The organism is Mycobacterium heidelbergense (assembly GCF_050205645.1).
Taxonomy (GTDB): domain Bacteria; phylum Actinomycetota; class Actinomycetes; order Mycobacteriales; family Mycobacteriaceae; genus Mycobacterium; species Mycobacterium heidelbergense_A.
The window spans coordinates 68,848-92,037 of sequence record NZ_JBNMQT010000009.1; the positions used below are offsets into that span (position 1 = coordinate 68,848).

17 protein-coding genes and 3 rRNA genes are annotated in these 23,190 nt (G+C 63.8%); 13 read left to right on the plus strand and 7 right to left on the minus strand.

Translation table 11 applies throughout. The features are described 5' to 3' along the window. The first annotated feature begins 1 nt into the window (after position 1). The 4 genes from ACQI5H_RS12375 to ACQI5H_RS12390 are packed head-to-tail and all read left to right on the plus strand — an operon-like array spanning position 2 to position 3,257. Positions 2-919, plus strand: coding sequence for a F0F1 ATP synthase subunit gamma (locus ACQI5H_RS12375; RefSeq protein WP_427079659.1), 918 nt, complete (start codon positions 2-4; stop codon positions 917-919). A 20-nt stretch (positions 920-939) separates the two neighbouring features. After that, on the plus strand, positions 940-2,406 hold the full coding sequence (gene atpD, locus ACQI5H_RS12380) for a F0F1 ATP synthase subunit beta (RefSeq protein ID WP_427079660.1): 1,467 nt from the start codon (positions 940-942) through the stop codon (positions 2,404-2,406). 35 nt (positions 2,407-2,441) lie between these two features. Further along, positions 2,442-2,807 (plus strand): F0F1 ATP synthase subunit epsilon, encoded by a 366-nt coding sequence (locus tag ACQI5H_RS12385; RefSeq protein ID WP_076060295.1) that lies wholly within the window; start codon positions 2,442-2,444, stop codon positions 2,805-2,807. Positions 2,808-2,813: 6 nt separating this feature from the next. After that, positions 2,814-3,257 carry a DUF2550 domain-containing protein gene (locus ACQI5H_RS12390; RefSeq protein ID WP_427079661.1) on the plus strand — a complete coding sequence of 148 codons (444 nt, stop codon included), beginning with the start codon at positions 2,814-2,816 and terminating at the stop codon, positions 3,255-3,257. 34 nt (positions 3,258-3,291) lie between these two features. Here the strand turns inward: ACQI5H_RS12390 and ACQI5H_RS12395 are convergent, their stop codons facing one another. Continuing rightward, entirely contained in the window at positions 3,292-3,873 is a 582-nt protein-coding gene (locus ACQI5H_RS12395) for a cob(I)yrinic acid a,c-diamide adenosyltransferase (protein WP_427079662.1), read from the minus strand. A gap of 72 nt (positions 3,874-3,945) precedes the next feature. Here ACQI5H_RS12395 and murA point away from each other — a divergent pair, with 72 nt between their 5' ends. From murA to rrf, 4 genes are all read left to right on the plus strand, one after another. Further along, a complete protein-coding gene (murA, locus tag ACQI5H_RS12400) occupies positions 3,946-5,199 on the plus strand; it encodes a UDP-N-acetylglucosamine 1-carboxyvinyltransferase (protein WP_427079663.1) in 1,254 nt (417 codons plus the stop codon). A 292-nt stretch (positions 5,200-5,491) separates the two neighbouring features. Next, positions 5,492-7,022, plus strand: a 16S ribosomal RNA gene (locus ACQI5H_RS12405). Between the two features lie 278 nt (positions 7,023-7,300). Continuing rightward, positions 7,301-10,405, plus strand: a 23S ribosomal RNA gene (locus ACQI5H_RS12410). 94 nt (positions 10,406-10,499) lie between these two features. Beyond that, positions 10,500-10,613, plus strand: a 5S ribosomal RNA gene (gene rrf, locus ACQI5H_RS12415). The 16S, 23S and 5S rRNA genes sit together here, the layout of an rRNA operon. A gap of 55 nt (positions 10,614-10,668) precedes the next feature. On the opposite strand, the gene ACQI5H_RS12420 is transcribed toward rrf, so the two are convergent. Together ACQI5H_RS12420 and ACQI5H_RS12425 are read right to left on the minus strand one after the other, a co-directional pair. Continuing rightward, a complete protein-coding gene (locus ACQI5H_RS12420) occupies positions 10,669-11,166 on the minus strand; it encodes a methylated-DNA--[protein]-cysteine S-methyltransferase (RefSeq protein WP_427079664.1) in 498 nt (165 codons plus the stop codon). Then, a complete protein-coding gene (locus ACQI5H_RS12425; protein ID WP_427079665.1) occupies positions 11,163-12,644 on the minus strand; it encodes an AlkA N-terminal domain-containing protein in 1,482 nt (493 codons plus the stop codon). The genes ACQI5H_RS12420 and ACQI5H_RS12425 overlap by 4 nt, the downstream gene beginning before the upstream one ends. 84 nt (positions 12,645-12,728) lie before the next feature. On the opposite strand from ACQI5H_RS12425, the gene ACQI5H_RS12430 reads away from it, so the two are divergent. Further along, positions 12,729-13,199 carry a VOC family protein gene (locus ACQI5H_RS12430; RefSeq protein ID WP_427079666.1) on the plus strand — a complete coding sequence of 157 codons (471 nt, stop codon included), beginning with the start codon at positions 12,729-12,731 and terminating at the stop codon, positions 13,197-13,199. Here ACQI5H_RS12430 and ACQI5H_RS12435 read toward each other — a convergent pair. Continuing rightward, positions 13,196-14,806, minus strand: a complete 1,611-nt coding sequence (locus ACQI5H_RS12435; RefSeq protein WP_427079667.1) for an adenylate/guanylate cyclase domain-containing protein — start codon at positions 14,804-14,806, stop codon at positions 13,196-13,198. The two genes, ACQI5H_RS12430 and ACQI5H_RS12435, sit on opposite strands and share 4 nt — an antisense overlap. A gap of 44 nt (positions 14,807-14,850) precedes the next feature. On the opposite strand from ACQI5H_RS12435, the gene nucS reads away from it, so the two are divergent. Beyond that, on the plus strand, positions 14,851-15,522 hold the full coding sequence (gene nucS / locus ACQI5H_RS12440) for an endonuclease NucS (protein ID WP_427079668.1): 672 nt from the start codon (positions 14,851-14,853) through the stop codon (positions 15,520-15,522). A 19-nt stretch (positions 15,523-15,541) separates the two neighbouring features. Next, positions 15,542-15,826 carry a hypothetical protein gene (locus ACQI5H_RS12445; RefSeq protein ID WP_427079669.1) on the plus strand — a complete coding sequence of 95 codons (285 nt, stop codon included), beginning with the start codon at positions 15,542-15,544 and terminating at the stop codon, positions 15,824-15,826. Between the two features lie 90 nt (positions 15,827-15,916). Here the strand turns inward: ACQI5H_RS12445 and mce are convergent, their stop codons facing one another. After that, entirely contained in the window at positions 15,917-16,375 is a 459-nt protein-coding gene (gene mce / locus ACQI5H_RS12450; RefSeq protein WP_427079670.1) for a methylmalonyl-CoA epimerase, read from the minus strand. A 78-nt stretch (positions 16,376-16,453) separates the two neighbouring features. On the opposite strand from mce, the gene ACQI5H_RS12455 reads away from it, so the two are divergent. After that, positions 16,454-17,635, plus strand: coding sequence for an acetyl-CoA C-acetyltransferase (locus ACQI5H_RS12455; protein WP_427079671.1), 1,182 nt, complete (start codon positions 16,454-16,456; stop codon positions 17,633-17,635). Positions 17,636-17,816: 181 nt separating this feature from the next. Beyond that, a complete protein-coding gene (locus ACQI5H_RS12460; protein WP_427079672.1) occupies positions 17,817-18,722 on the plus strand; it encodes a tetratricopeptide repeat protein in 906 nt (301 codons plus the stop codon). A gap of 22 nt (positions 18,723-18,744) precedes the next feature. Here ACQI5H_RS12460 and glgB read toward each other — a convergent pair whose 3' ends face one another. After that, the gene (gene glgB / locus ACQI5H_RS12465; protein WP_427079673.1) at positions 18,745-20,940 is read right to left on the minus strand and encodes a 1,4-alpha-glucan branching protein GlgB; all 2,196 of its coding nucleotides are present in this window, start codon (positions 20,938-20,940) and stop codon (positions 18,745-18,747) included. A gap of 6 nt (positions 20,941-20,946) precedes the next feature. Continuing rightward, a complete protein-coding gene (locus ACQI5H_RS12470; protein WP_427079674.1) occupies positions 20,947-23,046 on the minus strand; it encodes an alpha-1,4-glucan--maltose-1-phosphate maltosyltransferase in 2,100 nt (699 codons plus the stop codon). Positions 23,047-23,190 lie beyond the last annotated feature (144 nt).

Consider the following 23,190-nt stretch of genomic DNA (forward strand, 5'->3'; position numbering starts at 1 on the left):
GATGGCTGCCACACTTCGTGAATTACGCGGCCGCATCCGGTCGGCGGGGTCGATCAAAAAGATCACCAAGGCTCAGGAGATGATCGCGACGTCGCGCATCGGTAAGGCGCAGACCCGGCTGGATGCCGCACGGCCGTACGCATTTCAGATCACCTCGATGCTCACCACCCTGTCCGCCGAAGCCGCCCTGGATCACCCCTTGCTGGTCGAGCGCGCAGAACCGAAGCGGGCCGGCGTCCTGGTGGTGTCCTCCGACCGCGGTTTGTGTGGCGCGTACAACTCCAGCGTCTTTCGTCGCTCCGAGGAGCTGTTCTCCCTGCTACGGGAGGAAGGAAAGACGCCGGTTCTGTACACCGTGGGCCGTAAAGCGCTGAACTACTTCAAATTCCGCAACTGGGACATCACCGAATCGTGGACGGGATTCTCCGAGCAACCCAAGTACGAAAACGCCGCGGAGATCGGGTCCACCCTGGTCGATACCTTCATGAAGGGTGCGGGCGACGACGAGTCGGCAGACGACCAGGGCGGCCAGGGTGTTGATGAACTGCACATCGTCTACTCGGAGTTCAAGTCGATGATGTCGCAGACGGCGGTGGCCCACCGCATCGCTCCGCTGGTGGTGGAGTACGTCGAGGAAGAACCCGAACTGCACACCCTGTATTCGTTTGAGCCGGATGCGACGACGCTGTTCGAAGCATTGCTGCCGCGGTACCTGACCACCCGTGTGTACGCGGCGCTATTGGAAGCCGCGGCATCGGAGCTGGCTTCACGCCAACGCGCGATGAAGTCGGCCACCGACAATGCAGACGACCTGATCAAGGAACTGACGCTGATGGCGAACCGCGAGCGGCAGGCCCAGATCACCCAGGAGATCAGCGAAATCGTCGGCGGCGCAAACGCACTCGCCGACGCTAAGTAGCACCACGAGGAAGAAGAAACATGACTGCCACTGACGAGAAGACCAAAGACACCGGGAAGTCCGGGGACTCCGACACCAACGGCCGCGTGGTACGGGTCACCGGGCCCGTCGTCGACGTCGAGTTCCCGCGCGGCTCCGTCCCGGACCTGTTCAACGCGCTGAACGCCGACATCACCTTCGAGGAGCTCAAGAAGACCCTCACGCTCGAGGTTGCGCAGCACCTGGGCGACAACCTGGTGCGCACCATTTCGCTGCAGCCCACCGACGGTCTGGTGCGCGGCGTCGAGGTAACCGACAGCGGCAACTCGATCTCGGTGCCGGTGGGCGAGGGCGTCAAGGGCCATGTCTTCAACGCCCTCGGGTACTGCCTCGACAAGCCGGGATACGGAGAAGAGTTCGACCACTGGTCGATTCACCGCAAACCCCCCGCGTTCGAAGAGCTCGAGCCCCGCACCGAGATGCTCGAGACCGGCCTGAAGGTCGTCGACCTGCTCACCCCCTATGTGCGTGGCGGCAAGATCGCACTGTTCGGCGGTGCCGGCGTCGGCAAGACGGTGCTCATCCAGGAGATGATCAACCGTATTGCCCGAAACTTCGGTGGGACTTCGGTTTTCGCCGGTGTCGGGGAGCGCACCCGCGAGGGCAACGACCTGTGGGTCGAGCTCAAGGAAGCCGACGTGCTCAAGGACACCGCGCTGGTATTCGGCCAGATGGACGAGCCGCCCGGCACCCGTATGCGGGTGGCGCTGTCGGCGTTGACAATGGCCGAATGGTTCCGCGACGAGGCGGGCCAGGACGTTCTGTTGTTCATCGACAACATCTTCCGGTTCACCCAGGCGGGATCCGAGGTTTCGACCCTGCTCGGTCGTATGCCGTCGGCGGTGGGATACCAGCCCACCCTGGCTGACGAGATGGGCGAGCTGCAGGAGCGGATCACCTCGACGCGGGGCCGCTCGATTACGTCGATGCAGGCGGTGTATGTGCCCGCCGACGACTACACCGACCCGGCGCCGGCGACGACGTTCGCACACCTGGACGCCACCACGGAGCTGTCGCGTGCGGTGTTCTCCAAGGGCATCTTCCCCGCCGTCGACCCGCTGGCGTCGAGCTCGACGATCCTCGACCCGGGTGTCGTCGGTGACGAGCACTACCGCGTGGCGCAGGAGGTCATTCGAATCCTGCAGCGCTACAAGGACCTTCAGGACATCATCGCCATTCTCGGTATCGACGAGTTGTCCGAGGAGGACAAGCAGCTGGTGCAGCGCGCCCGGCGCATTGAGCGGTTCCTCTCGCAGAACATGATGGCGGCCGAACAGTTCACCGGTCAGCCGGGTTCGACGGTGCCGCTGAAGGAGACCATCGAGGCGTTCGACAAGCTGTCCAAGGGCGACTTCGACCACATACCCGAGCAGGCCTTCTTCCTGATCGGTGGGCTCGACGACCTGGCCAAGAAAGCCGAAAGCTTCGGCGCCAAGCTGGATTCCTGAGGACTGAGTCACAAGGCGCTGAAAGGTATTGTGGCATGGCGGAATTGAATGTTGAGATCGTCGCCGTCGACCGGAAGATCTGGTCGGGCGAGGCGACGTTCCTGTTCACCCGCACCACCGTCGGCGAAATCGGCATCCTGCCCCGCCACATCCCGCTGGTGGCGCAACTGGTCGACGACGCCATGGTGCGCGTCGAACGGGAAGGCGAAGACGATCTGCGGATCGCGGTGGACGGCGGGTTCCTGTCGGTAACCGAGGAGACCGTCACCGTTCTTGCCGAATCGGCGGAGTTCGAGTCGGAGATCGACGAGGCCGCCGCGAAGGAAGATTCGGAGTCCGACGATCCCCGCATCGCCGCGAGGGGCCGCGCCAGACTGCGCGCCGTCGGCGCGATCGACTGACCGCCGATGAGCGCGCCCATGGTCGGCATGGTCGTGCTCGTCGTCGTGTTGGGGGCGGCGGTACTCGCCCTGAGTTATCGGCTACTGAAGCTGCGCCAGGGCGGAACGGCGGGAATCATGCGGGACATCCCCGCGGTGGGTGGTCACGGCTGGCGGCACGGCGTGATCCGCTACCGCGGCGGCGAGGCCGCGTTCTACCGGCTGTCCAGCCTGCGCTTGTGGCCCGATCGCCGGCTCAGCAGGCGCGGCGTGGAGATCGTGGCCCGGCGGGCACCGCGCGGCGACGAGTTCGACATCATGACCGACGAGATCGTGGTGCTGGAACTGCGTGACACGACGCAAGACCGTAGGTCCGGTTATGAGCTCGCGTTGGACCGGGGCGCGCTGACCGCGTTCTTGTCGTGGCTGGAGTCTCGACCGTCGCCGCGTGCGCGTCGCCGCAGCGTCTGAAACCTAAGCGGCCGAGCCGATTTGGCCGCCCGCGTCAGCTTCCGGGTGCGCCGCCGCCGGGTTTCCAGAGCACATCGCCGTCGGGGTTGGCCACCCGCGACAGGATGAAAAGCAGATCCGAGAGCCGGTTGAGGTATTTCGCCGGCAGCACGCTGACGCCGTCGGGGTGGGAATCGACCGCGGCCCACGCCGATCGCTCGGCCCGCCGTACCACCGTGCGAGCGACGTGCAGCAGCGCCGACAACGGCGAACCGCCCGGTAGCACAAAGGAATTCAACGCTGGCAGTGGCTCGTTGTATGAGTCGCACCACCGTTCGAGCCGATCGACGTAGGCCTGGGTAACTCGCAGCGGTGGGTATTCGGGGTTCTCCACGATGGGGGTAGACAGATCGGCGCCGGCGTCGAACAGGTCATTCTGAATCTGCCGCAAGACGTCCGCGATTTCCTTCTCCGGCTGCCCCAGGGCGATCGCCACGCCGATCGCCGAGTTGGCCTCGTCGCAGTCGGCGTAGGCCACCAGCCGCGGATCGTTTTTCGACACCCGCGAGAAGTCGCTCAACCCGGTGGTCCCGTCGTCGCCGGTTCGCGTATAGATGCGGGTCAGATGTATCGCCATGAGCAAAACGGTACTCGGCTGACCGTCTCGGCTGACTGACAAGGCGCCACCCGCTTCACTACACTGACGCCCGTGTCCGAGCGATTCGTGGTGACCGGCGGCAACCGGTTGTCAGGCGAAGTCGCTGTCGGAGGCGCCAAGAACAGCGTGCTCAAGCTCATGGCTGCGACGCTGCTGGCCGAAGGCACCAGCACCATCACCAATTGCCCCGACATCCTCGACGTGCCGCTGATGGCGGAGGTCTTGCGCGGTCTGGGCGCGACCGTCGAACTCGACGGCGATACCGCGCGAATCACCTCACCCGACGAACCGAAGTACGACGCCGACTTCGCGGCGGTGCGTCAGTTCCGGGCCTCGGTCTGCGTGCTGGGGCCGCTGGTCGGGCGGTGCAAGCGGGCCAGGGTCGCGCTGCCCGGCGGTGACGCGATCGGATCGCGTCCGCTGGACATGCATCAGGCGGGGCTGCGGCAGCTGGGTGCGCACTGCAACATCGAGCACGGATGCGTGGTGGCGCAGGCGGACACGCTGCGTGGCGCGGAGATTCAGTTGGAGTTTCCCTCGGTGGGGGCTACCGAGAACATCCTGATGGCCGCGGTCGTCGCCGAGGGTGTCACCACGATTCACAATGCCGCGCGGGAACCCGACGTGGTCGATCTGTGCACGATGTTGAACCAGATGGGCGCGCAGGTCGAGGGGGCGGGATCCCCGACGATGACCATCACCGGCGTTCCGCGGCTTCATCCCACCGAGCACCGGGTGATCGGGGACCGCATCGTCGCGGCCACGTGGGGCATCGCCGCCGCTATGACTCGCGGGGACATATCGGTGACGGGCGTTGACCCGGCGCATCTTCAGGTGGTGCTGCACAAATTGCACGACGCGGGAGCCACCGTCACCCAGACGGACAGCAGCTTCCGCGTGACCCAGTACGAGCGTCCGAAGGCGGTCAACGTCGCGACGTTGCCGTTCCCAGGTTTCCCGACGGACCTGCAGCCGATGGCGATCGCCCTGGCGTCGATCGCCGACGGCACCTCGATGATCACGGAGAACGTTTTCGAAGCGCGCTTCCGGTTCGTCGAAGAGATGATCCGGCTCGGCGCGGACGCTCGCACCGACGGCCACCACGCCGTGGTGCGCGGCCTGCCACAACTTTCCAGCGCCCCGGTGTGGTGCTCGGACATCCGCGCCGGCGCCGGCCTGGTGCTCGCGGGGCTGGTCGCGGACGGCGACACCGAGGTGCACGACGTCTTCCACATCGACCGCGGCTACCCGCTGTTCGTGGAGAACCTGGCCATTTTGGGAGCCGAGATCGAACGGGTAGAGTAGTCGGAAGTTGTTGCCCAACAGGCGCGGTCGCCACTTGGAGCCGACCGAAACCGGGGCTTGACTCCTCTGCCGGACTTATATTAAGCTGGCAGGGTTGCCCCGAAGCGGGCGAAAACAAGCGTGAGTGTTGTTTGAGAACTCAATAGTGTGTTTGGTGGTTTTTATTTTTGTTGTTGTTTTTTGACCATACTTTGCACCCCCCGTGTGTGGGTATGGTCGTTTTTTGATGCCAGATATTGGCGTCTTGTCAGGTATCTCTGATTGTAAATTCACCTCGTTATCGAGGGGTTTTTGTTTGGAGAGTTTGATCCTGGCTCAGGACGAACGCTGGCGGCGTGCTTAACACATGCAAGTCGAACGGAAAGGCCCCTTCGGGGGTACTCGAGTGGCGAACGGGTGAGTAACACGTGGGTAATCTGCCCTGCACTTCGGGATAAGCCTGGGAAACTGGGTCTAATACCGGATAGGACCATTTAGCGCATGCTTTATGGTGGAAAGCTTTTGCGGTGTGGGATGGGCCCGCGGCCTATCAGCTTGTTGGTGGGGTGACGGCCTACCAAGGCGACGACGGGTAGCCGGCCTGAGAGGGTGTCCGGCCACACTGGGACTGAGATACGGCCCAGACTCCTACGGGAGGCAGCAGTGGGGAATATTGCACAATGGGCGCAAGCCTGATGCAGCGACGCCGCGTGGGGGATGACGGCCTTCGGGTTGTAAACCTCTTTCACCATCGACGAAGGTCCGGGTTTTCTCGGATTGACGGTAGGTGGAGAAGAAGCACCGGCCAACTACGTGCCAGCAGCCGCGGTAATACGTAGGGTGCGAGCGTTGTCCGGAATTACTGGGCGTAAAGAGCTCGTAGGTGGTTTGTCGCGTTGTTCGTGAAATCTCACGGCTTAACTGTGAGCGTGCGGGCGATACGGGCAGACTGGAGTACTGCAGGGGAGACTGGAATTCCTGGTGTAGCGGTGGAATGCGCAGATATCAGGAGGAACACCGGTGGCGAAGGCGGGTCTCTGGGCAGTAACTGACGCTGAGGAGCGAAAGCGTGGGGAGCGAACAGGATTAGATACCCTGGTAGTCCACGCCGTAAACGGTGGGTACTAGGTGTGGGTTTCCTTCCTTGGGATCCGTGCCGTAGCTAACGCATTAAGTACCCCGCCTGGGGAGTACGGCCGCAAGGCTAAAACTCAAAGGAATTGACGGGGGCCCGCACAAGCGGCGGAGCATGTGGATTAATTCGATGCAACGCGAAGAACCTTACCTGGGTTTGACATGCACAGGACGCGTCTAGAGATAGGCGTTCCCTTGTGGCCTGTGTGCAGGTGGTGCATGGCTGTCGTCAGCTCGTGTCGTGAGATGTTGGGTTAAGTCCCGCAACGAGCGCAACCCTTGTCTCATGTTGCCAGCGGGTAATGCCGGGGACTCGTGAGAGACTGCCGGGGTCAACTCGGAGGAAGGTGGGGATGACGTCAAGTCATCATGCCCCTTATGTCCAGGGCTTCACACATGCTACAATGGCCGGTACAAAGGGCTGCGATGCCGTAAGGTTAAGCGAATCCTTTTAAAGCCGGTCTCAGTTCGGATCGGGGTCTGCAACTCGACCCCGTGAAGTCGGAGTCGCTAGTAATCGCAGATCAGCAACGCTGCGGTGAATACGTTCCCGGGCCTTGTACACACCGCCCGTCACGTCATGAAAGTCGGTAACACCCGAAGCCAGTGGCCTAACCCTTGGGAGGGAGCTGTCGAAGGTGGGATCGGCGATTGGGACGAAGTCGTAACAAGGTAGCCGTACCGGAAGGTGCGGCTGGATCACCTCCTTTCTAAGGAGCACCACGAAAAGCACTCCAATTGGTGGGGTGCAAGCCGTGAGGGGTTTTCGTCTGTAGTGGACGAGAGCCGGGTGCGCAACAGCAGACTAATTGCCAGACACACTATTGGGCCCTGAGGCAACACTCCGGTTTATTCGAGTGGTGTCCCCCCATCTTGGTGGTGGGGTGTGGTGTTTGAGTATTGGATAGTGGTTGCGAGCATCTAAGGATGCGCTGCCCTCGTGGTGGCGTGTCCATAAATGTGTAATTTTTATCTTTGGTTTTTGTGTTAGTAAGTGTCTAAGGGCGCATGGTGAATGCCTTGGCATCGAGAGCCGATGAAGGACGTGGGAGGCTGCGATATGCCTCGGGGAGCTGTCAACCGAGCGTTGATCCGAGGATTTCCGAATGGGGAAACCCAGCACGAGTTATGTCGTGTTACCCGCATCTGAATATATAGGGTGCGGGAGGGAACGCGGGGAAGTGAAACATCTCAGTACCCGTAGGAAGAGAAAACAATTGTGATTCCGCTAGTAGTGGCGAGCGAACGTGGAACATGGCTAAACCGCACGCATGCGATACCGGGTAGGGGTTGTGTGTGCGGGGTTGTGGGATCGATACATCTCAGCTCTACCTGGCTGAGGGGCAGTCAGAAAGTGTCGTAGTTAGCGGAAGTGGCCTGGGATGGTCCGCCATAGACGGTGAGAGCCCGGTACGCGAAAACCCGGCACCTGCCTTGTATCAACTCCCGAGTAGCAGCGGGCCCGTGGAATCCGCTGTGAATCTGCCGGGACCACCCGGTAAGCCTAAATACTTCTCGATGACCGATAGCGGATTAGTACCGTGAGGGAATGGTGAAAAGTACCCCGGGAGGGGAGTGAAAGAGTACCTGAAACCGTGTGCCTACAATCCGTCAGAGCCTCCTTGTGGGGTGATGGCGTGCCTTTTGAAGAATGAGCCTGCGAGTCAGGGACATGTCGCGAGGTTAACCCGTGTGGGGTAGCCGCAGCGAAAGCGAGTCTGAATAGGGCGTATCCCCGTAAGGGGTGTAGTGGCGTGTTCTGGACCCGAAGCGGAGTGATCTACCCATGGCCAGGGTGAAGCGCGGGTAAGACCGCGTGGAGGCCCGAACCCACTTAGGTTGAAGACTGAGGGGATGAGTTGTGGGTAGGGGTGAAAGGCCAATCAAACTCCGTGATAGCTGGTTCTCCCCGAAATGCATTTAGGTGCAGCGTTACGTGTTTCACCACGGAGGTAGAGCTACTGGATGGCCGATGGGCCCTACTAGGTTACTGACGTCAGCCAAACTCCGAATGCCGTGGTGTATAGCGTGGCAGTGAGACGGCGGGGGATAAGCTCCGTGCGTCGAAAGGGAAACAGCCCAGATCGCCGGCTAAGGCCCCTAAGCGTGTGCTAAGTGGAAAAGGATGTGCAGTCGCAAAGACAACCAGGAGGTTGGCTTAGAAGCAGCCACCCTTGAAAGAGTGCGTAATAGCTCACTGGTCAAGTGATTGTGCGCCGACAATGTAGCGGGGCTCAAGCACACCGCCGAAGCCGCGGCAACCGCAAGGTTGGGTAGGGGAGCGTCCCCCATTCCGCGAAGCCACCGGGTGACCGGTGGTGGAGGGTGGGGGAGTGAGAATGCAGGCATGAGTAGCGATAAGGCAAGTGAGAACCTTGCCCGCCGTAAGACCAAGGGTTCCTGGGCCAGGCCAGTCCGCCCAGGGTGAGTCGGGACCTAAGGCGAGGCCGACAGGCGTAGTCGATGGACAACGGGTTGATATTCCCGTACCCGTGTGTGAGCGTCCCTGACGAATCAGCGGTACTAACCACCCAAATCCGGATCGACCATTCCCCTTCGGGGGCATGGAGTTTCGGGGCTGCGTGGGACCTTCGCTGGTAGTAGTCAAGCAATGGGGTGACGCAGGAAGGTAGCCGTACCAGTCAGTGGTAATACTGGGGCAAGCCTGTAGGGAGAGCGATAGGCAAATCCGTCGCTCACTAATCCTGAGAGGTGATGCATAGCCGGTTGAGGTGAATTCGGTGATCCTCTGCTGCCAAGAAAAGCCTCTAGCGAGCACACACACGGCCCGTACCCCAAACCAACACAGGTGGTCAGGTAGAGCATACCGAGGCGTACGAGATAACTATGGTTAAGGAACTCGGCAAAATGCCCCCGTAACTTCGGGAGAAGGGGGACCGGCACACCGTGAACAGCTTTTCGCTGGGAGCGGGAACCGGTCGCAGAAACCAGTGAGAAGCGACTGTTTACTAAAAACACAGGTCCGTGCGAAGTCGCAAGACGATGTATACGGACTGACGCCTGCCCGGTGCTGGAAGGTTAAGAGGACCCGTTAACCCGCAAGGGTGAAGCGGAGAATTTAAGCCCCAGTAAACGGCGGTGGTAACTATAACCATCCTAAGGTAGCGAAATTCCTTGTCGGGTAAGTTCCGACCTGCACGAATGGCGTAACGACTTCTCAACTGTCTCAACCATAGACTCGGCGAAATTGCACTACGAGTAAAGATGCTCGTTACGCGCGGCAGGACGAAAAGACCCCGGGACCTTCACTACAACTTGGTATTGGTGTTCGGTACGGTTTGTGTAGGATAGGTGGGAGACTTTGAAGCAGTTACGCCAGTAATTGTGGAGTCGTTGTTGAAATACCACTCTGATCGTATTGGACACCTAACGTCGAACCGTATATCCGGTTCACGGACAGTGCCTGGCGGGTAGTTTAACTGGGGCGGTTGCCTCCTAAAATGTAACGGAGGCGCCCAAAGGTTCCCTCAACCTGGACGGCAATCAGGTGTTGAGTGTAAATGCACAAGGGAGCTTGACTGCGAGACCTACAAGTCAAGCAGGGACGAAAGTCGGGATTAGTGATCCGGCACCCCCGAGTGGAAGGGGTGTCGCTCAACGGATAAAAGGTACCCCGGGGATAACAGGCTGATCTTCCCCAAGAGTCCATATCGACGGGATGGTTTGGCACCTCGATGTCGGCTCGTCGCATCCTGGGGCTGGAGCAGGTCCCAAGGGTTGGGCTGTTCGCCCATTAAAGCGGCACGCGAGCTGGGTTTAGAACGTCGTGAGACAGTTCGGTCTCTATCCGCCGCGCGCGTCAGAAACCTGAGGAAACCTGTCCCTAGTACGAGAGGACCGGGACGGACGAACCTCTGGTACACCAGTTGTCCCACCAGGGGCACCGCTGGATAGCCACGTTCGGAAAGGATAACCGCTGAAAGCATCTAAGCGGGAAACCTTCTCCAAGATCAGGTTTCTCACCCTTTTAGAGGGATAAGGCCCCCCGCAGAACACGGGATCGATAGGCCAGACCTGGAAGCCCAGCAATGGGTGCAGGGAACTGGCACTAACCGGCCGAAAACTTACCAACACAAATCGCAACCACATTCCATGCCTACGGCAATTGCCGTGGCACCACACCCCCCACCAGAACAACCAACAAAATAGTGTTACCGTAATAGAGTTACGGCGGCCACAGCGACAGGGAAACGCCCGGTCCCATCCCGAACCCGGAAGCTAAGCCTGTCAGCGCCGATGATACTGCCCCGTTAGGGTGGAAAAGTAGGACACCGCCGAACATACACAAAAACACCCCCGGCAACGGGGGTGTTTTTGCATTCACGGCTCCGTGGTCTAGTCGAATAACGTCAAATTCACCGACGCGCGCCTTTTCTCCAATTCCAGCAACGTTCGCTTCCGATCCAGCCCGCCGCCATAACCCGTGAGGCTGCCGCTAGCACCGATCACGCGGTGGCAGGGAACGACGATCGCGATGGGGTTGTGGCCGTTGGCCAACCCGACGGCGCGTGCGGCGCCGGGAGCGCCGATCTGTTCGGCGATTTCACCGTACGACCTGGTTTCCCCGTACGGAATTGTCAGCAGCGCCTTCCAGACCCGCTGTTGGAATTCGCTGCCCCGCAGATCCAGCTCGATGTCGAAATCGGTGAGTTCGCCGGCGAAATAGGCGCGCAGTTGGTCGACGGCATCAGTGAATGCCTCGGGATCGGCCGACCAGTCCGTACGTTTGGGCTCGTAGGTCTGATCGACCATCCGCAGATTGGTCAACGCCGAGCCGTGCCCGGCCAACGTCAATGGACCGATGGGGCTCTCGATGGTGCGGTAGTGGATCATGCAACCTCCTGAGGTGGCCACTGGTTCACCGGATGCTCGAGCGTGGTCCACAGGTGCTGGACGGCATAGGACCGCCAGGGACGCCAGCGGGCGCTGTGGTCGAGCAGGGTCCGTTCATCCGCGGGCAGGCCGAGCTGCTGGGCGGCGATCCGAAGTCCCAGGTCGCTCGCCGGGAACGCATCCGGGTCGCCGAGGCCGCGCATCGCAATCACTTCGGCGGTCCAGGGCCCGATCCCCGGCAGGGCGAGCAATTGCCTTCGCGCGCTTTCCCATTCGCTTCCGCTGTCCAGCACGACCGTTCCGTCGGCGAGGCCGGCAATCAGGGCGCTGAGTGTCCGCTGTCGCGCCTTGGGAACCGCCAGATGGACGGGATCGATCTCGGCGAGCTCCTCGACGGACGGGAACGTATGAGTCAGTGCTCCTGCGGGATCGTCAACTGGCCGGCCGTACGCGGCAACCAGGCGGGCGGTATGCGTGCGCGCGGCCTTGGTCGATACCTGTTGACCCAGTACCGCGCGCACTGCGAGTTCGGCCTCGTCGACGGTGCGGGGGATGCGTTGACCGGGCGCCTTGGCGACCACCGGGCATAGGTCGGGATCACGGCTGAGCGCGTCCACGACCGCTTCGGGATCCGCGTCGAGGTCCAGCAGCCGCCGGCAGCGGGCGATCGCGGTGGTGAGGTCGCGGAAGTCGTCGAGCACCAGCACGCAGCGGACGTGATCGACGGCCGGTGTCAGGGTGACCACGGCGCTGCCGGAGGGAAGCCGCAGGCTGCGCCGGTACGCACCGTCCCGGACCTCCTCGCAGCCGGGTACCGCGCCGGCGGCTAGGTGACCAAATGCACCCTCGTAGGCGAATGGAGTGCGCACCGGAAGTCGAAGACTCACCGCCCCAGGCGAATTCGCGTCGGATCGTGCCGCCGCCTGTTTGCGCAGCGCCGTCGGTGTGCTCTCGAACACCAGACGCACAGTGTCGTTGAACTGACGAATGCTGGAAAACCCGGCGGCGAACGCGACGTCGCCGAACGGCAGCTGTGTGGTCTCGATCAGCACCCGGGCCGTCTGCGCCCGCTGCGCGCGGGCCAGCGCCAGCGGACCCGCGCCGAGCTCGGCCTGCAAAAGCCGCTCCAGCTGGCGGGTGGTGTAACCGAGGCGGCCGGCGAGACCGCCGACCCCCTCACGGTCCACGGTGCCGTCGGCGATCAGCCGCATCGTCCGCGCGACGACGTCGCCGCGCACGTTCCATTCGGGCGAGCCCGGGGACGCGTCGGGGCGGCAGCGCTTGCAGGCCCGGAAGCCCGCCCGTTGCGCGGCGGCCGCGGTCGGGTAGAACCGCACGTTACGGGCAAAAGGAGGCCGCACCGGGCAGCTGGGCCGGCAGTAGATCCGCGTCGTCAGGACCGCGGTGACGAACCAGCCGTCGAACCGGGCGTCCTTTGACTGGACCGCGCGGTAGCAACGTTCGAAATCTTCATGCACGCTTCAACAGTTACACCTGCCCGCCGACAAAACTGGCGGAAAACCGACATCGTCGTGAACCCGAACGTCAGCAAAGGAGGCCGCATGACCGAGCCGCAACCCATCGCGGTGGAGAACTTCTCCCACGCATGTATCGGCGTCTCCGACATGGAGAGGTCGTTGACCTTCTACACCGCGGTGCTCGGCATGGACGTCGTTTTCGATGTCGAGCTGGAGGGAGCCGGGCTCGACGCGGTGACAGGCGGCGCCGCACAGAACGGCCGCATGATCGGGGGGCTGATCGGCGGCGCGATGGTCGAGCTGCTCTTTCTGGGCAAGCTGCCCGCCGCCCCGGCGGGGCCGCACCTCGGCTATACGAATGTCTCGTTCCGCGTCGCCGACCTGGACGACGCGTACGAAACTCTGCGGCGTCAGCATCCAGACGTGCGTACCGAAGCGGCGGTCGACATCGGCGGGGTGCGGATGTTCTTCGTCTACGACCCCGACGGCACGCCCGTCGAAATACTCGAGCTGCCCGCGGGCGCGCGGACCACGTTGGAGCTTTGGCGACCCTAGCCGCCGGTCGGCGCGGCCAACCGGACGGGATTGTCGTGCCCGCGCAGTGTCACGGTGTCCCCCAAAGACCAACGGGCGCTTTCCTTTTCGCTTGCGTCCCGCAGGGTGTCGGCGGTTGCCAACAAGCGGCCCGGGTGTGACTTGGCCAGTTCGCACAGCCGGGCTGCTTCGTTGACCGGTTCCCCGATCACGGTGTATTCGAACCGTTCCTGCGCGCCGACGTTGCCCGCGACGACCCGGCCCGCGGCCACTCCGACGCCGGCGTCCAGGTCGGACATTTCGCCGGCAAGCCGCTTGCAGATGGCCCGGCTGGCGGCCAGCGCTTCGTCCTCGGGATTCTCCAGACGATTCGGCGCGCCGAAGATGGCCAGCGACGCGTCACCTTCGAACTTGTTGACCAGCCCGCAATGACGATCCACCTCCTCGACGACGATCGCGAAAAACCGGTTGAGGACTTGGACGACTTCGGCCGGAGGCTGGCTGGTCACCAATTGCGTGGAGCCGACGATGTCGATGAAAACGACTGCGACATGGCGTTCTTCGCCGCCCAGTTTCGGCCGCTCGCGTTCCGCGGCCAGGGCGACTTCGCGGCCGACGTGCCGGCCGAAAAGGTCGCGCACGCGCTCGCGCTCGCGTAGACCGTCGACCATCCGGTTGAAACCACGCTGCAGCTCACCGAGCTCGGTCCCGTCGAAAACCACCAGGTTTCCCCGCAAATCACCCCGCTCGACACGTTGGAGGGCCGCGCGCACCACCCGCACCGGTGTCGCCGTCAGCCAGGCCAGGATCCACATCAGGACGCAACCGAAGATCAGCGTGGCCGAGGAAATGATCAGCACGCCTACCGCGAACTCGGTCTCGGTCAAATTCCCCAGCAATACCTCGAAGATCGCAAGTAGTCCGATACCGATGACGGGCACGGCCGAACTTAGGAACCAGACCATCATGGTTCGGCCCATGATGCCCGCCGTCAGCCGCCGCGGCGGTGGGCCGGCCTCGAGCGCCTGAGCGGCAACCGGGCGTAGCGCGAACTCGGCGAGCAGGTAGCTACCGGTGGAAACCAGAACGCCGCAAAAGCTCACGCATAGCAGGAACCGCGGGATGAACAGGGTGTTGACCAGGCCGTAGAGGATCGTCGACAGCACCGCCCCGACTCCCCACAAAACGAGGTCGACGAATGCGATCCGCCACGGGGCGATGAATGTGTTGCGCTCGTCGATGCGGCTGGGTTTGCGACCTTCGATCGCCCAGCGCAACGCCATCACAGTCTTGCGGGTGATCCAATAGGTGCCCAGTGCGAAGGCGACCACGAGATAGGCCGGGATGACTCCGAATGTCAGCCACGAGGGCGCGTCGTTGAACACGCTCGGTTGGGGGATGGCGACCGACACCAACAGCAGGGCGACGCCGATGCCAAGCAGGTTGGCCCCCAGGATGACGACGGTCATGATGACCTGAATGCGGATGCGGCGACGTCGCTGGCTCTCCGACACCCGGCCGAGGAGCAGGGAGCCGTAGGCAGGCGTTTCCGTCAGGCGCCCGCTCTGACGGGTCACCCGTTCCAGCACCCGGCCTATCCGTTGGGCCAGGGTCTTCTCGGCCGACATGGTGGCGCCAGCCTATTTGTCTGCCGCGCTCTAAGGTGAGTCGGGTGCGCCTCGTCATCGCCCAATGCACTGTCGACTACGTCGGCCGACTCACCGCGCATCTGCCATCCGCGCGCAGATTGCTGCTGTTCAAGGCCGACGGGTCGGTCAGCGTTCATGCCGATGACCGCGCCTACAAGCCGCTGAACTGGATGAGCCCGCCGTGCTGGTTGAGCGAAGACGCCAGCGGCGAGGTGCCGGTGTGGGTGGTGGAGAACAAGGCGGGCGAGCAGCTGCGCATCACCGTCGAGCAGATCGAGCATGATTCCAGCCACGACCTCGGCGTGGACCCCGGTCTGGTGAAGGACGGCGTCGAGGCTCACCTACAGGCGCTGCTCGCCGAGCATGTTCAACTGCTGGGCGAGGGATACACGTTGGTCCGCCGCGAGTACATGACGGCGATCGGCCCCGTCGATCTGCTGTGCCGCGACGAGCTCGGTGGCTCGGTCGCGGTGGAAATCAAGCGGCGCGGGGAGATTGACGGGGTGGAGCAGCTGACCCGCTATCTCGAATTGCTCAATCGTGACAGCCTGCTGGCGCCGGTGAAAGGGGTGTTCGCCGCTCAGCAGATCAAGCCGCAGGCGCGCACGCTGGCCACCGATCGCGGAATCCGTTGCATAACACTGGATTACGACAAGATGCGCGGGATGGACAACGACGAGTACCGGCTGTTCTGACGTTGACTAGACTGACGGCATGGCTCGACGCCGCACACCGCCGCGTGGGCGATCCGTAGGCGCGGTCTTTCGCCGAGTCGAAACGGGGCCCGACGGCGACGAATACGACGTGCGGCCCGTCGCGGCCGCCCGCGCTGTCAAGACCTATCGGTGTCCCGGTTGCGACCACGAAATACGTTCCGGCACAGCACATCTGGTGGTTTGGCCGGCTGATTCGCACGCGGGCGTGGACGATCGACGACATTGGCACACGTCGTGTTGGGCCAACCGCGCGACCCGCGGTCCTACCCGACGATGGTCTTAATTGCGGTCGCACAAATTCGCGAACGTGCGGCTAGCCGCACACTGAAGACCGAACGTGTGGCTGGCCGCACGCTCAGCGCAAGCCGGGGCTTTAGGAAGCCGGCTCCACCAACTCGATCAGGACGCCGCCGGCGTCCTTGGGGTGGATGAAGTTGATCCGCGAGTTTGCTGTGCCGCGCCGGGCCGCCTCGTAGACGAGTCGCACGCCCTGCTCGCGCAGCTGCTCGCAGATGGTGTCCAGATCGCTCACCCGAACGGCCATCTGCTGGATGCCCGGTCCGCGCTTTTCCATGAACTTCGCGATCGTCGACGAGTCGTCGAGCGGGGCCATCAACTGGAGCTGCGCGCTAGTGCCGGGGACGGCCAGCATCGCCTCGCGGATGCCCTGGTCGTCGTTGACTTCCTCGTGCACCAGGATCATGCCGAGGTGGTCGTGGTACCAGGTGATTGCGGCGTCTAGGTCGGCGACCGCAATGCCGACATGATCCAGGCCGGTCACCAAGGACGTTGCCAGGAGGTGGCGGGCGTCAACTTGATCGGTCGTCATCACACCACGGTAACGTGGCGGCAAAGATTCCGCTTCTCCAGGTAGCGGAAACGGCCGTCGGTGCACGCCCAGGAGGTACTCATGACGACGTCGGTGATAGTTGCTGGAGCGCGGACACCCATTGGCAAGTTGATGGGTTCGCTGAAGGATTTCTCGGCCAGTGATCTTGGGGCCATCGCGATCGCCGGCGCGCTGGAGAAGGCCAACGTGGACGCTTCGGCGGTCGAGTACGTGATCATGGGCCAGGTGTTGACGGCCGGGGCCGGCCAGATGCCCGCCCGGCAGGCCGCGGTGGCGGCCGGCATCGGCTGGGACGTTCCGGCGCTGACCATCAACAAGATGTGCCTGTCCGGTATCGACGCCATCGCGCTGGCTGACCAGCTCATTCGTGCCGGCGAGTTCGACGTGGTGGTGGCCGGCGGCCAGGAGTCCATGACGAAGGCCCCGCACCTGCTGATGGACAGCCGCTCCGGCTACAAGTACGGCGACGTGACGGTGCTGGACCACATGGCCTACGACGGCCTGCACGACGTGTTCACCGACCAGCCGATGGGCGCGCTCACCGAGCAGCGCAACGACGTCGACAAGTTCACCCGCGCCGAACAGGACGAGTTCGCTGCGCGGTCGCATCAAAAGGCGGCCGCCGCGTGGAAGGACGGCGTCTTCACCGACGAAGTTGTGCCGGTGAACATTCCGCAGCGCAAGGGTGATCCGTTGCAGTTCACCGAGGACGAGGGGATCCGCGCAAACACCACCGCCGAGTCTTTGGCCGGTCTGAAACCGGCGTTTCGCAGCGACGGCACCATCACCGCCGGTTCGGCGTCGCAGATCTCCGACGGCGCGGCCGCGGTGGTGGTGATGAACAAGGACAAAGCGCAGCAGCTGGGGCTCACCTGGCTGGTGGAGATCGGTGCGCACGGTGTCGTCGCGGGGCCCGATTCGACGTTGCAGTCGCAGCCGGCCAACGCGATCAAGAAGGCACTCGCCCGGGAGGGCATCTCCGTTGATCAGCTCGACGTGGTGGAGATCAACGAGGCGTTCTCGGCGGTGGCGCTGGCCTCGACGCGCGAGCTCGGCGTGAATCCCGACATCGTCAACGTCAACGGCGGCGCGATCGCCGTCGGGCATCCGATCGGGATGTCGGGCGCCCGGATCACCCTGCACGCGGCGCTGGAACTGGCGCGCCGCGGCTCCGGCTACGGCGTGGCGGCGCTCTGCGGGGCCGGTGGCCAGGGCGACGCGCTGATTCTGCGGGCCGGTTAGCTGGACCGGACGGCGTTGCTGGGACCTGCCGGGGCCCGGTGGGGTGTGATTTTCGTCATATGGGCCGCTCGCGGGCCTTTCGGGCGCCGATTTCGGCCGGTTTTGCCCCGGCATGAGCACTGCATGAGCGCCGCGGCCACCGGGTGGATCGGTAGCCGACGCGCATGACAGACTTGACGGCGTGACTCGTCCGCGACCCTCGATCGGACCTGCTTTGAGCGGTGCAGTCGATCTGTCCGGCCTCAAGCAGCGGGCTCAACAGAACGCCTCGGCGACCGGGCCGACGGCTGCGCCGGCGCCCGGCGCCACCGAGGTCACCGAGGCCAACTTCGAGAACGAAGTCCTGATCCGCTCCGACGAAGTTCCCGTGGTAGTGGCGCTGTGGTCACCGCGCAGCGACGCCTGCGTCCAGCTGGTCGACACGCTGGGTGGCCTTGCTTCCGAGGACGGCGGCACGTGGTCGCTGGCGACGGTCAACGTCGACGTGGCGCCCCGGGTGGCGCAGATATTCGGTGTCGAGGCCGTCCCCACGGTGGTGGCTTTGGCTGCGGGGCAGCCGATCTCCAGCTTTCAGGGTGTGCAACCCGCCGATCAGTTGCGTCGGTGGCTGGACTCGATACTGTCGGCGACGGCCGGCAAGCTCAAGGGCCCCAGCGGTTCCGAGGGGCCCGCGGAAGTCGATCCCGAGCTGGCGGCGGCCCGCCAGCATCTCGAGGCCGGCGACTTCGAGGCCGCGAAGACGTCGTATGAAGCCCTGCTGGAGGCAAATCCCGGCAGCGTCGAGGCGAAGGCCGCGATCCGGCAGATCGACTTCCTCACTCGCGCAACGGCGCAGCGTCCGGACGCCGTCGCCGTCGCCGACGCCGCGCCGGACGATGTCGACGCGGCGTTCGCGGCCGCCGACGTGCAACTGCTCAACCAGGATGTCGGTGCGGCGTTCGCGCGCCTGATCGCGTTGGTGCGCAGCACATCCGGCGACGAGCGCACCAGGGTGCGTACCCGCCTGATCGAGCTGTTCGAACTCTTCGATCCGGCCGACCCCGAGGTGGTCGCGGGCCGGCGCAACCTCGCCAACGCTCTTTACTGAGAGCCGTTGGGGCGCCGCGTAACTACTCGGGCTCCAGCCACAACGCCGACGTGGGCGGCAACACCAGCACCGCCGAGGCCGGACGGCCATGCCACGGGTCCTCGGTGGCGTCGACGCCACCGAGATTGCCGATCCCCGAGCCGTTGTAGACAGTCGCGTCGGTATTGAGTACCTCGCGCCAGCGGCCCGCGCTGGGCAGCCCCAGCCGGTAGCCGCTGTGCTCTGATCCCGCGAAGTTGAACACGCAGGCCATTACGGAACCGTCGTTGCCGTACCGCAGGAAACTCAACACGTTGTTGGCCGAATCGTTCGCGTCGATCCAGGAGTACCCCTCGGGGGTGGTGTCCTGGCTCCACAGCGCCGGATGGGTGCGGTAGATGTCGTTGATATCACCCACCAGGCGCAGAACGCCGTTGGAGAAACCCACCTCGTCCAGCTGCCACCAGTCCAGGCCGTTCTGCTCGGACCACTCGGCGCGCTGCCCGAATTCCTGCCCCATGAACAGCAACTGCTTTCCCGGATGCGCCCACTGGTAGGCCAGCAGGCTGCGCAGGCCGGCGGCCTTGACGTGGTTGTTGCCCGGCATCCGCCCCCACAATGTGCCCTTGCCGTGCACCACCTCGTCGTGGCTGAGCGGCAGCACATAGTTCTCGCTGAACGCGTAGAGCATCGAGAACGTCATCTCGCCGTGGTGGTAGCTGCGGTGCACCGGATCGTGGCTGATGTAGTCCAGCGTGTCGTGCATCCAGCCCATGTTCCACTTCATCGAAAAGCCCAGGCCGCCAAGGCTGGTCGGGCGCGTCACCCCTGGCCAGGAGGTCGATTCCTCTGCGATCGTGACGATGCCCGGTGCGGCCTTGTGCGCCGTGGCGTTCATCTCCTGCAGGAACTGCACCGCCTCCAGGTTCTCCCGCCCGCCGTAGATGTTGGGGGTCCAGCCGCCCTCCGGACGCGAGTAATCCAGGTACAGCATCGACGCGACCGCGTCCACGCGTAAGCCGTCGATGTGGAATTCTTCGAGCCAGTACAACGCGTTGGCCACCAGGAAGTTCCGAACCTCCCGACGGCCGAAGTCGAACACGTAAGTGCCCCAGTCGAGTTGCTCTCCGCGTTTGGGATCGGAATGCTCGTACAACGGGGTGCCGTCGAACCGTCCGAGCGCCCACGCGTCCTTGGGGAAGTGCGCCGGCACCCAGTCAACGATGACGCCGATGCCGGCTTGGTGCAGGGCGTCGACCAGGGCCCGGAAATCGTCGGGTGTTCCGAATCGCGATGTCGGCGCGTAATACGAGGTGACTTGATATCCCCAGGATCCGGCGAACGGGTGCTCGGCCACCGGGAGCAGCTCCACGTGGGTAAACCCATGTTCCACAACGTAATCCGTCAGCTCACGGGCCAGCTGGCGATAGCTGAGCCCGGGACGCCACGAGCCAAGATGGACCTCGTAAGTGCTCATCGGCTCGAATACCGGGTTGCGCCGCGCGCGCCGGTCCACCCACTCGTCGTCGGCCCACTGGTACTGGCTGACCGTCACACGCGATGCGGTGTGCGGCGGCACCTCGGTGGCGAAAGCGAACGGATCGGCTCGCTCGGTGACGACTCCGTCGGCGCCGTACACGCGGAACTTGTACAAACCGTCGACGGGGAACCCGGGCCAGAACAGCTCCCACACTCCGGACGAGCCCAGCACCCGCATGGGGGCGTCGGTGCCGGTCCAGCCGTTGAACTCGCCGATCAGGCTGACGCCCTTGGCGTTGGGCGCCCACACGGCGAACGACACCCCATTGACGACACCGTCGGCCGTGGTGAACGAGCGGGGGTGGGCGCCAAGCACTTCCCAGAGCCGCTCGTGTCGGCCTTCGGCGAACAGATGCAGGTCGATTTCGCCCAGGGTGGGCAGGAATCGGTAGGCGTCGGCGACCGTGTACGGGGCGGAACCCTCATAGCTGATCTGTAGTCGGTAGTCGATCAGGTCGACGAACGGCAGCGCCACGGCGAACAGGCCCGAATCGATATGACGCATCGGGAATCGGTCGTCGCCGACGATCGCGACGACTTCGGCCGCATGCGGACGGAACGCCCGGATGACGGTGTGGTCGCCGTACTCGTGGGCGCCCAGGATGCCGTGCGGATTGTAGTGCGCCCCCGACACCAGGCTGGTCAGATCGGCGGGGTCTGGCGCTAGGTGCGCCCCGGCTAGTTGGTCAGCTCGGCTCACGTCCGCTCACCTCCTGCGTAGCAACGTGATTCGGGATTCATACGGTATGAGCGGCATGTTGATGATGTGTGCGACCGCCGCGGCGGGGTCGATACGAACGTAATTCGCTTGCCCCCATTGGAATTCTTGGCCTGTTAACTCGTCGCGTACCCAAAAACGTTCGTAAGGTTCCATACCCAATGCGGCCATGTCTAACCACAGCGTGGCCTCCTCGGGCCCGAACGCGTTGAGGGTCACCACGACGAGCACGCAATCTCCGGTGGCCGGGTCGAACTTGCTGTAGGCCATCAACGCGTCGTTGTCCACGCCGTGGAAGTGGATGGTGCGCAACTGCTGCAGCGCGGGATGCAGCCGCCGAATCGCGTTGAGCTGCTTGATGAGTGGCTCGAGTGATTTGCCTTCGGCGAGCGCGCCGGCGTAGTCGCGGGGGCGCAATTCGTATTTCTCCGAATTCAGGTACTCCTCGCTGCCTTCCCGCACCGCGCGGTGTTCGAACAGCTCGTAACCGGAGTACACGCCCCAGGCCGGGCTCATGGTCGCCGCCAGCACCGCGCGGATGGCGAACATGCCGGGGCCGTTGTGCTGCAGGATGGCGTGCAGGATGTCGGGGGTGTTGACGAACAGGTTCGGGCGGCGGAAGTCGGCGAGTGCGGCAATGTCGTCGCCGAATTCGGTGAGTTCCCATTTCGCGGTGCGCCAGGTGAAGTAGCTGTAGGACTGCGTGAAGCCGAGCTTGGCCAGCCCGTACTGGCGGGCCGGCGGGGTGAAAGCCTCCGATAGGAACAGCACGTCGGGGTCGGTGTCCTTGACCTGGCCGATCAGCCAGGCCCAGAAGTCGGGCGGCTTGGTGTGCGGGTTGTCGACTCGAAAGAACTTGACGCCGTGGTCGATCCAATGCCGGACCACGCGTAGCACCTCGTCGTAGAGGCCGGCGGGGTCGTTGTCGAAGTTGAGCGGATAAATGTCCTGGTACTTCTTCGGGGGGTTCTCCGCGTAGGCGATGGTGCCGTCCGGCAATTCGGTGAACCACTGCCGATGATCGCGGGCCCACGGGTGGTCCGGTGCGCACTGCAGCGCCAGATCCAGGGCCACCTCCATGCCGAGATCGCGTGCGGCGGCGACGAAATCGTCGAAGTCGTCGATGGTGCCCAACTGGGGGTGAATGGCATCGTGGCCACCCTCGTCGCTGCCGATCGCCCATGGCGATCCCACGTCACCGCGGGCGGCGGTCGGGGAGTTGTTGCGGCCCTTGCGATGTACCTTGCCGATCGGGTGGATCGGCGGCAGGTAGACGACGTCGAAACCCATCTCGGCGATGCGGGGTAGCTCCGCGGCCGCCGTGGCGAAGGTGCCGTGTACCGGTTTGCCGGCGGCGTCCCGGCCGCCGGTCGAGCGCGGAAACATCTCGTACCACGAGCCGAAGCGGGCCAGCGGCCGATCCACCCAGATCCCGAATTGCTCGCCCCGGGTGACGATGTCGCGCAACGGATAGTTGGTCAGAAGTTCATCGATCTCGGGCGACAGAGCCAGCGCCGTGCGCGTCACCGCGTCCCCGCGGGTCCGCAACGCCTTGGCGGCGGCCAGCAGGGGATCGCGGCCCGCGCGCGGCACCCCGGTCGCGGCGCGCTCGAACAGCGCGGCACCGATCAACAAATCGTTGGACAGTTCGATCTCGCCCTGGCCGGCGTCCAGCTTGGCGACAAGCCCGTGCCGCCAGGTGTGGATCGGATCTCCCCACCCGTCGATGCGGAACGTCCATAAGCCGACCCGGTCGGGGGTGAATTGGCCGTGGAAAACGTACGGTTCCTGGCCCATCGTCATCCGAAGCTGCAGCGGCTTGACGCGTTCGGTCGCCTTGGCCCCTAAGTCTCGGCCCGCCGACACCGGCCGTTCCGGGGCCTGGACCGCCTTGATCCGGCGGGTCTCCGCTACCTGCGGATACCGCGGCCCCAGGTATCGCACCACCAGTGTCGCCGCGACGGCCTCATGGCCCTCACGCCACACCGTCGCGCTGACCGGGACCATCTCACCGACCACGGCTTTGGCGGGGTAGGCGCCGCAGGAAACGACGGGCTGGACGTTATCGATCTCGACACGACCGGGCACCACCACTCCGTTCCGATTGTGTGCGGCCAGACCGCGGAGTGCTGCGTCGCGGAATGCCTATCGTCGAAAAACTCTCTCCAGTGGGGATGGTTCTCTGCTCGGGAAGCATCTTTGCTGCCCAATAACTACCCGATACCCACCCTA